Annotated in this window: 5 protein-coding genes and 1 pseudogene; all 6 read left to right on the top strand. The window is 69.8% G+C overall.

Features of this window, described 5'->3' with window-relative positions:
- Window positions 1–947: 947 nt before the first annotated feature.
- Window positions 948–1,778 (top strand): hypothetical protein, encoded by an 831-nt coding sequence (locus ACH414_RS31755; protein ID WP_391768483.1) that lies wholly within the window; start codon window positions 948–950, stop codon window positions 1,776–1,778.
- 365 nt (window positions 1,779–2,143) lie between these two features.
- Window positions 2,144–2,338 (top strand): hypothetical protein, encoded by a 195-nt coding sequence (locus tag ACH414_RS31750; RefSeq protein WP_382544587.1) that lies wholly within the window; start codon window positions 2,144–2,146, stop codon window positions 2,336–2,338.
- A 747-nt stretch (window positions 2,339–3,085) separates the two neighbouring features.
- Window positions 3,086–3,910: a hypothetical protein gene (locus ACH414_RS31745; RefSeq protein ID WP_398944511.1), complete on the top strand. Its 825-nt coding sequence runs from the start codon at window positions 3,086–3,088 to the stop codon at window positions 3,908–3,910.
- 31 nt (window positions 3,911–3,941) lie between these two features.
- Window positions 3,942–4,168: pseudogene (locus tag ACH414_RS31740) on the top strand (hypothetical protein); the annotation flags it as partial.
- An 805-nt stretch (window positions 4,169–4,973) separates the two neighbouring features.
- A complete protein-coding gene (locus tag ACH414_RS31735) occupies window positions 4,974–11,120 on the top strand; it encodes a DNRLRE domain-containing protein (protein ID WP_398944508.1) in 6,147 nt (2,048 codons plus the stop codon).
- Window positions 11,114–11,644: a hypothetical protein gene (locus ACH414_RS31730; protein WP_398944505.1), complete on the top strand. Its 531-nt coding sequence runs from the start codon at window positions 11,114–11,116 to the stop codon at window positions 11,642–11,644. Before ACH414_RS31735 ends, ACH414_RS31730 begins: the two co-directional genes overlap by 7 nt.
- The last annotated feature ends 142 nt before the right edge of the window (window positions 11,645–11,786 follow it).

The raw sequence follows: 11,786 nt of genomic DNA, 5'->3' as shown, positions 1-11,786 counted from the left end.
GGACTGGCGTGCCCGGGCGCCCGCGGCGCCCCCCCCCCCCGCCGGCGCCCCCCCGGGCCGCCGCCCCCCCCCCCCCCCCGCCCCCCCCCCCCCGCGGCGCCCCCCCCCCCCCCCCACCCCCCCCCCCCCCCCCCCCCCCCCCCCCCCCCCCCCCCCAAAGGCGGGCCCACCTTCGGCGCGATCCCCTCCACCCCCGAGCAGTACACACAGGCCGAGGAAGCCATCCGCAAACTCCAGCACGCCCTCGCCGGCATCGCAGCCGGACCAAGCTGACCTGTCAGGCACCTGCGAACGGAACGGCGCTCCTGGCAAGTCCCTCACCGCCACACACAAGACACCCCCGCCAGGGGGAAAACACCCACCCGCCTCACGGATAGGGCTCACCACGGACAGACGCGGTGAGGAGGCCGACCGCTGCTGTGGCCGGTTACCGGTAACCGTCGGATGCAGCCCGGCACCGCGCGGGGGGGGTGCCGGGCCCCTCCGGGCCTGTAACCGGTAACCGTCATGAATGCCAGGGCCTGGTAGCAGATCCGTCCGGCCCCGGCCGGACGGACGGCAGCTCGTCCTCCTGGACGTCGCGGGCGCAGTCACACGCGCGTACGGCGGCGGGGATCGGGGTCTTCTGCCTGGTCGGTGGGTGCTGCTTGGCTTCAGTGTGACGGGGCTGTGGCGGGGCCGGTGGTCGGGCCTCCCCGTGCCGGGTCGGGTGCGCCCGTACGCCCGCGGCTTGGGCGGGACTGGGGCCTCGCCCGGGGGCGGATGGTGGCGGCTCAGCTCCTGTCGCCGTCCCACAGCTGCGCCGCCGCTTTGGCCTCGACCAGATCGGTGCTGCTCATAGCCGCGCTACTACCAACGGCTCCCGGAGTAGGGCCCGTGGGCAGGACGCCCACACCCGTCGCCGCTACGTGGAGTTGCTCCACGACGTCCCGTACGGTCGGTCCGTGATGATCAAAACGGGAGACCCTCGCCGCCTCGGCCTCCCCGCCTGCGAGGCGCGGTTGCACTTCGATACGGAACTGCAGGAGATCGGCGGCGGGCCCCGGCGCCGCTTGCTCATGGTCGACGACGAGCCTGCCTTCGAGCTCAGCTTCTACTGCGGAACATGCCCGTTGCTGTTCCGGCGGCTGGAGGGCGCGAGAGAGAAGCTGTCCCTGGAGAGCGTGCAAGAACGGCTCGCCGGCCCCCTGAACGAGCTGGACGGCGGCGGCGTGATCGAGGCGTTCGGCTCGTTGCTGCCGGAGGGCCAGTACCTTCCGCTGCTCCTGAGCGTGGAACCCCGGCTGGTCGTCCCCGGCCGGGAAGGCGACTACTTCAGCGGCGAACAGGTTGCGACGTGGGGGATTGATCAGTTCTGGGGCCTCCCCCAGTACCCGCACACCCCGTACTACCGGACCTTCGAGACCGCCGTCGACGCGGATGCCCACCTCTACGAGTTCGTCGTGCCCATGGTCCCCCCGGCGTGGAACGAAAGGGAACGTGTCAAGGAGTACGTCGCGCTCATGAAGCAGGGAACGGTCCCCACCGCAGTGGCGGTCTCCACGCTGGACGTGTGCCAACCCGCCCTCGATCTGGGAGATGACCCCTGCGTTCACTGGGGCCTGACCCACTTCCTCCTCGACGGCCACCACAAGCTGCAGGCCGCTGCCGCAGCTGGCCGGCCGGTGCGGCTCCTGTCGCTCCTGACCCTGGACGAGAGCCTGGCCGGCGCCGAAGACTGTGCCCGGCTGCCTGCCCTGCGCTCACGCCCCCGCTCGACCCGAACGATCGACACATGAAATCAGCACCGGAGATCACGCCTGCGGACCCACAACAGTGCAACGCCACGCTCAGAGGTCGACTGCGGGATGACAATCACTGCCTGACGCCCGAAATGGACGACAACAGCGCGACTGGCCACTAGAGTTCGTAAGGCACGGCCAGGAGAGCTGGCTGCGACGGGAATGGGTCCGACGTCCCTTTCGGGCGCGTGTGTCACCACGGTGACGCCGCGTCAATCGCGACAATTCAAGACACGGCCTGTGCGTCGGCAGGGCCTCAGTTGATCACTCGTTTCTCGGGTGGTCGACCTGAGACACCTGCCACTCTGCATGCAGTTTTGCGCTCAGCTCGGCCACCCTCCACTCGCAGGAGAGGCCCAGGCATGGATGCGCAGATCGTCCTAGGGATTCTGGCAACGGCCGGCGCCGTGTCCATCTTCTTGTTCGCCTTGAAGGGCCTGCTCGACCAGGTCCCCGACGTGATTCGGTCCTGGCGTCGCATCATGGTCGAAATCCGGCGTCCCCACTCGGACCATGGGCCCGAGCAAGAGGTTCACCGCCCGGTCGATGACTCATGAGGCAGGCCAAGCAGGATGCACTCCCCCGGATCCTCGGCCGGTCTGGCGGGCATCCTGCGGCCCTGACGCCGCCGCCGTTCCCTTGGTGCCGCGGCGCTCCGGGCGCGCCGCGGCCGCGAACGTATCCAGTCGGCGGCGGAGGGGGCCAGGTCTGGGGCCGTGGTCTGCCAGCCGGCCTTCGAGCCCGCCCCGGCGGGCCCGGCGAGGCGCCGCCCGTACCGGGCGTTGATGCGCTCCAGGACCGGCTCCAGCCGCAGCCGGTCCTCGCACTCGCGATCGAGGGAGATCTGCGTGCCGCGACCTTCGCCGGCCAGGCGCAGGTCTTCCGCGATGAGGGTGACCACCGCGAATCCGGGCGCGCTTGAAAGCCATGCCGTCGAGGAGACGGAACACGGCACTGCGGACGGACTCGCTCTCCTCGTCCTCGGGCCGGCACCCCGCTCCGCCAATGACCGCTGCTGGCGCGCATGTCCTCGGTGTGGCCCGAGGCATCGGAACCGATGAGGCCCGCGCAAGCGGGGAACAGCACGCCTCCAGGATCAGCGACTTGCCCCCCCCCCCCCCCCCGCGGGCGGGGGTCAACCGGCGTTGCGGTGGACCAGCGACGTCGGGATCTCGTCTTTTCCGCGCAGGCGGAGGTGAACCGACCTCGATCTGGCGGTGACCGTGAAGAAGCTCGTCCTCTCCGCGCAGGCGGAGGTACCCCGCTATGCACTCCATGTATACACGCCACGTATAGTCGGTCCCATGACTTCGCTCTCACGGCTGCTCAAGGCGATCGTCGTCACCCTGCTCGCCGTCGCCGCCGCCCATCTGATCCTCTCCGACACCCTGAACCTCGGCCTGATGAGCCAGGCCGCGGCGTCGCTCGGCAGCCCGCAGGGCTACTCGTACGACCAGGCCTTCACGACCGCGCTGATCAACACGGCGCTGGTGATGCCGCTGGTGTTGTGGATCGGCATGCGGATCGCCGGGGAGCGCGGGCTGAAGGTGATGGTGCCGGTCGGGACCGCCGGCTGGATCGCAGCCGTGTGGCACGGCGTCGACCTCATCGACGACCGGCCGGGCGCGATCCTCCCCTGGCACTCGCTCGCCCTGGTGGTAGCGGTGACGTCGCTCGCCTCGCTCGTACCGACGAGGGCCAGGGAGGGCCGCGTGCTCGACCTCTCGGATGGTGGCGTACAGCTTGGAGGTGAAGGGGACCTCTTCGTCGAGGGGCAGTCCGTGGTCGGTGTGGAGCTGGTTGACACCGTCGATGAGGCAAGTGAGGCGGTCGACGGGCCGGGGTGTGCTGCCGGTGTAGACGAGATCGAGGTCGGATGCCGGCCTGGGCCGGGTGGCGTGGGAACCGTGGGCGAGGGCGTCGCGCATGTGGCCGTCGGCGATGCGTCAGTTGTTGCCCGTGAAGCGCAGGGGGTGGAGGGTGGCGTCCTGCTGGATGCGGCCGGTGTCGTCGGGGATGAAGAAATGGTGGAAGTGCCAGCGGCCTTGCTGCAGGAGGCGAGCGTGGATGCTGATGGTGTTGATCCGCTCGACGTCCGGGCGGAGCGGGTCGTGGCCGGTGGCAGGTAGATGAGGACGACGGCGGTCATGCCGGGGTCAGGCTGATGTCCACAAGACCGGCATGACCGAGTCGACCTCCGAGGCACACCAGGTGGGGTCCGAAATCCTCGTCGGCCTGGTCGACAAATTGCTGCCGTGCGGGACGGAATACCCGCGTGGGCGTACGGCGGCACTGCAGACGTCGTGGCCTACGCAGAAGGGGCCGGCATCCCGGCCCGCAGCCTGTGGCAACGTCGGCTGAGCACTTCGGCAGCAGGGTGCTCTTGAGACCCTTCGCCGCGCGGACGTCACACCGCTGCTCAGCGCCACTGACTTACCCATCGACGCGATCGCCGAACGCAGCGGCTACGCCGACGCCCGCACCCTCCGCCGCGTCTTACTCCGCTGGACGGGCCGCCGCCCCCGGCAGGCTGCTGTCCTTCAGCCCCTCTCAAACACCAGGCGGCATCAATCGGGGCACGATTCCAGCAAAACCTAGATGGTCGCGTGTGGTCGAGGCCAGGACCGAGTGCGCCACTCGCAGGGGATCTCGCGCCAAGCCGGGGCGGGCACTCGGCTGAGCAGCATCCCTGCCGTGCCTCTGCGGTGGTCGCGGTCGCTCGTCGGGGAGGGACGCTCCCTGCCGCCTGCGAAAGTCGCGAAACGTCGCCTTACCGGTTGACGAAATCGACAACTGCGATGACTCCGAGGCCCGTCCTCTGGATGAACTCGGCTGGCTCACTCCGAAAGGGGGGCCGGATTCCTCCTGGGGTCGGCAGTTCGTGACGGAGCTTGGCGCGAGATGTCCTGGGGGTGGCGCGCTCGGACCTGGGACTGACGATGCACAGACATCTAACGTCGCGTTCGGTGCCGGGGGGGCAACGCAGTGGAGCCGAGAGTACGGCGGCGCGACTGATGTCGACGGCCGGCTCTTCGGCATGCCCGTCCCCTGCACATGACCTGGACGCGTCGTGCATTGGGGAGGGATCGCGTAGTGAGTGAGCGCATGGATCTGCCGGACAGACGGGGCGGGGGGTCGAGGTGGCTGCGCCGTGGCGCGCTGCCGCGGATAGCCCTGTCCCTGGCTGGTTTGATGGCCTTCGACGCCGCGGTGGTCGTGGCGACGACCGGCCAGGCGGTGGCGCTGCCCTCGCAGGAGCGGGCTGCGGCGGAGCGGCCCGCTTACCCGACGGAAGCGGCGGACCTGGCCTCGGCGCAGGTCGCGGCCCGGTTGTCGGGCAAGCGGGTGGAAGCGAAGTCGGAGCGCACGGAGTCGTCGACGACGTGGGCGAACCCCGACGGCACGGTCACGACGGACGCCTCGTCGGGCCCGGTCCGGTTCCGCGACGCGGCGACGGGCGACTGGCGTGACATCGACGTCGAGCTGGCGAAGCACGACGGTGTGATCGCCGCCAAGGGGCACCCGCTGGGGCTGCGGCTCGGCGGGAGGACGCCCGCCGCGCAGGCGGCGAAGGTGCGTGCGTCGGGCGCCGCCGGTGAGGCGGGGACGGCGGAGGTCCCGCTGGTGACGCTGGGCGCCGGCGAGGGCCGTGAGCTCGGTCTGTCGTGGCGAGGCGTGCTGCCGGAGCCGAAGCTGTCGGGCACGACGGCTCGTTACGAGGACGCGCTGACGGCGACGGACCTGGTGATCGAGTCGACCCGTACCGGCTTCGAGCAGTTCCTGGAGCTGAAGGACCGTTCCGCCGTGGCGGCGAACGGCTCGGTGACGCTGACGCTGAACGCGAAGGGCATCAAGGCCCGGGCCAACGCCGACCGTTCGGTGACGTTCGTCGACGCGAAGACGGGCAAGCAGGTCGGTCTGCTGCCGGCACCGGTGATGTGGGACGCCTCCGTCGACGCGAAGTCGGGCGAGCACACGCGCAGGGCGGACGTCGGCCTGAAGGTCACCCAGCGCGGGAACCGCGTCGACCTGACGCTGACGCCGGACGCGAGGTTCCTCGCGGACCCGGCGACGAAGTACCCGGTCACCGTCGACCCGGCGGTCAACATCGGCTCCAGCTTCGACACCTTCGTGCAGCAGGGCTACACGACCGACATGTCGACGTCGACGGAGCTCAAGCTCGGCAACAACGGCTCGGGCCAGATCGCCCGTTCGTTCCTGTCGTTCCCGATGACGGGCATCACGGGCAAGCAGATCCTGGGCGCCAAGCTCAATCTGTTCAACTTCCACTCCTGGTCCTGCTCGCCGAGCAGCTGGGAGGTGTGGGACACCCCGCACGCCACGACGAGCACCCGGTGGACCGCGCAGCCGAACTGGAACACCAAGTGGGCCACGACGACGGCGACGAAGGGCTTCTCGTCCTCGTGCGCCGACGGCTGGGTCTCGCAGGACATCAAGAACCTCGCGGTCGCCTGGGCGGCGAACGGCAACGGCTCCAACGCGATGGGCATCCGCGCCACCAACGAGTCGGACCCCTACTCGTGGAAGCGGTTCAACTCGGGCAACGCGGCGTCCAACACGCCGTACATCTCGGTCACGTACAACACGATCCCGGTCGCCGGGAACCCGATGACCGTCACCCCGGGTCGCGCGAACGCGGGCAAGAACTGGACGACGTCGACGACGCCGGCCCTGTCCTACACCGCGAGCGACGCGGAGACCACCTTCCTGCGCTCGAAGTGGGAGGTGTGGGAGGGCACCACCAACCTCGAGGTGTACGACTCCGGCACCGAGGACCCGGTCACCAACAAGACGGTCTCCCACACCGTCCCCGCGGGCAAGCTCGTCAACGGGCACACCTACTGGTACAAGGGCCGTATCTACGACGGCAGTTCCTGGTCGAACTGGACGCCGTCGGTGTACTTCACCGTCGACACCACCAAGCCCGCGACCAGCGCCATCGCCTCCGCCGACTTCCCGGCCAACACCTGGTCCGGCACCCCGGACGCCAACGGCAACTTCTCCGGCGCCTTCAGCTTCACCCCGCCCGCGAGCGACGTGGCGGCCGTGGAGTACAAGCTGGACTCCGGCGCCTGGGCGACGGCGACGACGACCGGCACCGCCGTGTCCAAGACGCTGAGCTTCCCCGCCGGCAAGCACACGGTGACCGTCCGCACGAAGGACCCGGCCGGCAACGCCTCGACCGAGACGTCCCACGTCTTCTACGCGGGCTCGGGAGCGGCACTGCTGACCCCGGGTCAGGGCGAGCGCCCGGCGCGCCGCGTGGGCCTGTCGGCCGAGGGCCTGACGTCCTACACCGGTGTGACGTACCAGTACCGGCGCGGTGAGACGGACACGTGGAAGAACGTGCCCGTAGCCGACGTCCGGCAGGGCGCGAACACGGTTTCCGCCTGGCCCGTCGCCGTGACGAACGGCAAGCCGGCCGGTCTGACGTGGAACATCACGGACACCCTCGCCGAGGACGGTCCGATCGAGGTCCGTGCCGCGTTCACCGACGGCTCGACGACCGTGTACTCACCGGACAACGAGATCACCGTGGACCGCGACGCGGGCACCGCCCCGTCGGAGGAGGCCGGCCCCGGCTCGGTCAACCTGCTCACCGGTGACTACGGCCTGTCGGCGACCGACGCGTCGATGTTCGACCTGTCGGTCTCGCGTTCGGCGTCCTCGCGCCGCCCCGACGCGGGTGCGAAGCAGGACGGACAGGCGGCGATCTTCGGCCCGCAGTGGACCTCCGGTACGACCGCGGAGATCACGGAGTCGGACTGGGCATTCGTGCGGAAGACCTCGACGACCTCGGTCGCGCTGGTCGACGGCGAGGGCGAGGAGCTCGGCTTCACCGCGACGAGCGGGGGCGGCTGGAAGCCGGAGCCCGGCTCCGAGGACCTCACGCTGACCGGATCGCTCACGGGTTCGTTCACGCTGAAGGACACCGAAGGCACCGTCACCGTCTTCACCAGGCCCGACGCGGCCGCCACCACATGGCAGGTCGCCTCCAGCACCATGGACGGCCTCGCGCAGTCCACGACCACGGTGATCTCCGAGGCCGTGACCGTGGGCACCGCCAAGCTGGCCCGCCCCAAGCTGGTCATCGCCCCGACCTCCGCCGCCTCGGCGACCACCTGCACGGCGACGCCGTCCACCAAGGGCTGCAGGGCGCTGGAGTTCGTCTACGCGACCGCCACGACCGGCACGGACACCGCCTTCGGCGACTTCGCCGGTCAGGTCAAGGAGATCCGCGCGTGGTCGACCGAGCCCGGTGCCGCCGCGGCGACGTCGAAGACGGTGCAGAAGTACGCGTACGACGCCTCCGGCCGCCTGCGCGAGACGTACAACCCGCTGATCACCCCGGCACTGAAGACGCAGTACGCCTACGACACCGCGGGCCGCGTCACCACCCTGACCCCGGCAGGTCAGCTGCCTTGGACCTTCGCCTACGGCAAGGCGGGCAACGCCGCGACCGCCGGCGACGGCATGCTCCTGAAGGCAAGCCGCTCCGGTCTGCAGCAGGGCACCAAGGACGTCACCTCGGGCACCGCAGCCACGAGCATCGTTTACGACGTGCCGCTGAACGGCTCCAAGGCCCCCTATGCCATGGGCGCCTCCGATGTGCAGGCGTGGGGCCAGACCGATGGCCCCACCGATGCCACCGCCGTCTTCCCTGCCGACGCCGTTCCGGCAGCGAACTCCGGTGACCAGCTGACCTCGGCCGACTACCGGCGTGCGTCGATCACGTACACCAACGCCTCCGGGCGCGAGGTGAACGCGGCCGGACCCGGCGGCAACATCACCACCACCGAGTACGACCGCTTCGGCAACACCATCGGCGAGCTCACGGCCGGAAACCGGGCCCTGGCTCTCGGCGGCACCGCGGCCGACCAGGCCACACTCACCGACCTCGGCATCAACGGCCTGTCCACGGCCGACCGCGCCGACCTGCTCTCCACGAAGTCCGTCTACGACGCCAAGGGCATCCGCGAACTCGAGGAGTTCGGCCCGCTGCGGCGGATCACCCCGAACGCCGGTGCCGAGACCACGGTGGCGCGTTCGTGGACGGTCAACGAGTACGACGCCGGCCGCCCCACTGACGGCACCGCCAAGGTCGAGAACCAGGTCACCAAGGTCACGACCGGCGCGCAGGTGTACGGCTCCACTGCGATGACCGACGCCCGAGTCACTCAGACGCTCTACGACTGGGCCAAGGGCCTGCCGGTCAAGACGATCAAGGACCCGGCCGGCCTCGCGATCGCCGAGACCACCGAGTACGACGACCAGGGCCGCGTCACCAAGCAGCTCCTGCCCGGCGCGACCGGCACCGACGCCGGCACCCGCGTCACCTCGTACTGGTCCGCGGCCGGCACCGGCACCTGCGCGGGCCGCCCGGAGTGGGCCGACCAGGTCTGCTCCACGGGACCGGCCGGCGCGATCACGGGCGGCGGCTCGAACCCGACCGGCTTGCCGACCACCACCACCGAGTACGACTGGTGGGGCAACCCGGCCAAGGTCACCGAGACCGCCAACGGCGTCACCCGCACCACCACCAGCACCTACGACGCCGCCGGACGCCCGGTCACCACCAGCCTGACCGGCGGGCTCGGCCAGGCCGTCCCGGTCACGACGACCGAGTACGACCCGGCCACCGGCCAGGCCGTCAGGACGACGTCGCCGACCGGCGGCACGATCACCAAGGAATTCGACAAGCTCGGCCGCCAGGTCGCGTACACCGACGCCGACGGCGGTGTGACCACGACCGAGTACGACCTGCTCAACCGGACGGTCAAGACCAGCGACTCGACACAGTCCACCGTCACCTACACCTACGACGCCACGCTCGAGCCCCGCGGCCTGGCCACGTCGACCACGGACTCGATCGCCGGAACCTTCGCCGCCACGTACGACGCCGACGGCTCCGTCGCCACCGAGAAGCTCCCCGGCGGCTACACCCTGAAGGTCAAGGAAGACACCACCGGCGCCACGCTCTCCCGGGTCTACACCCGTGACAGCGACGGCCAGGTCGTCTACTCCGACATCGTCCAGGAATCCGTCCACGGCCAGGTCACCGAGCACGCCGGCTGGTCCGCCCAGGACTACGCCTACGACGCGACCGGCCGCCTGACCGGCGTCAACGACACCGTCGGCGACGTCTGCACGACCCGTACCTACGGCTTCGACAAGCGCACGAACCGCACCTCGCTGACCACCGCGGCCAGCGCCGCCGGAGCCGCCTGCCCGACCACGGGGGGCACCACCGCCACCTACACCTACGACAGCGCCGACCGCCTCATCGACGCCGGCTACGTCTACGACGGCTTCGGCCGCACCACCGCCCTCCCGGGCAGCCAGATCGGCTACTACGCCAACGACCTGGTCCACCAGCAGACCAGCGGCACCCAACGCCAGACCTGGCAGCTCGACGCCGGCCAGCGCCTGCGCTCCTGGACCGTGGAGGAGAACACCGACGGCACCTGGGCCCAGACCGGATCCAAGGTCAACCACTACGACAGCGACAGTGACAGCCCCCGCTGGATCGTCGAGGACACTGCCGACGGCTCGCTGACCCGTAGCGTCGAATCGGCCTCCGGCGACCTCGCCGCCACCACCGGCGCCACCGGCGGCACCGTCCTGCAGTTCACCAGCATCCATGGCGACGTCGCCCTCCAGCTACCGCTGGACACCAACGACGCGCCCCTCGTCCTCGACAACGACGAGTACGGCAACCCCCGCGCGGGCCAGCCGACCGTCCGCTACAACTGGCTCGGCGCCAAGCAGCGCTCCAGCGAAACCCTCACCGGCCTCACCCTCATGGGTGTCCGCCTCTACAACCCCGTGACCGGGCGCTTCCTCTCCATCGACCCCGTCTACGGCGGCGGAGACAACCGCTACGGCTACCCGGGCGATCCCATCAACCAGTTCGACCTCGACGGTAAGTCGTGGTGGAACCGCTTCAAGCGGAAGAGCTGGTACTGGGGTGGCCGACTGTACCGCGGTTACAACAGGGCCCAAGCTGCGGCCATCGGTCGTGGCACCGCATACCTGAGCCGGGCTGCTGGATACCGATGCAGCTACCGCTACGGTATGAGGGTGTGCTCCGGCGGTGCCGGGTTCCACCAACGTGGGGGGACCACCATCGGGACGACGTTCTTCACGTCGAACCGGAACCCTTCGTACAATCTGATGCGGCACGAAAAGAAGCACCGTACCCAATGGCGTCGCTATGGTCTTCGCTTCATCTACATGTACTTCAGGGCCGGCACCAACCCCTGCCGCAACAGGTGGGAACGCCGGGCCGGCTACCGAGACGGTGGTTACTCTTGCTGAAGACAAAGCGGCCGTGGCTGTGGATCGTGGGTACGGCGGTCGTCGTGATCGCTCTGGCCGGCGGGCTCTTGGTCTGGGCTTTCGTCGTGCGCTCCATGTCAGACCCTGGGAGCGTCGCCGGGCTAGGGATGAGGATTGACGGCAACAAGGTCACCGTAAAGGCCGCGCAGTGCCCCGGCGACCGGCCACTCCGGGTCGAGGTCCGCGACAGCGCTTCGGAGAAGCTTGTCTGGCATGCCGCCGGACCACTGACCGATCAGGGCAAGAACGGTCAGCTGACCTTGTGGAAGGCGGAAGACTATCGTGAGGCCGCTGCCGGCCACGCGCCCGCGCAGCTGCCCGGAGAGCTCGACGTACTCGTCGACTACGGCTCCGGGGGAGGTACCGGAGAGGTCTTCGACATGTCCGCAGTGAAGGCGGCTCGGATTCCCGACGGCTCATACTGGACCTCCGCGGGGCTGAAGACCGCCAAGGAGATGGACGCGGTGCTCGACTGCTCAGGACATCGCCCGGCCGCCTCCTGACCGCGTTGCTGCTGCCGCCAGACAGGCCCGTCCGCATCGCGGACGGGCCTGTCTGGCGGGGTGGGCGATTCAGTGCACGACCCGCGTTCGAGGCAGCCGGATCAAAAGGAGCAAGCACCAGATGTAGGGACGGGCCGAGCTC

Origin of the sequence: Streptomyces sp. NPDC020422, assembly GCF_044386705.1 — a bacterium.
GTDB lineage: Bacteria > Actinomycetota > Actinomycetes > Streptomycetales > Streptomycetaceae > Streptomyces.
The sequence above is the reverse complement of the archived record's forward strand: the minus strand, read 5'-3'. Positions and strand labels throughout refer to the sequence as shown.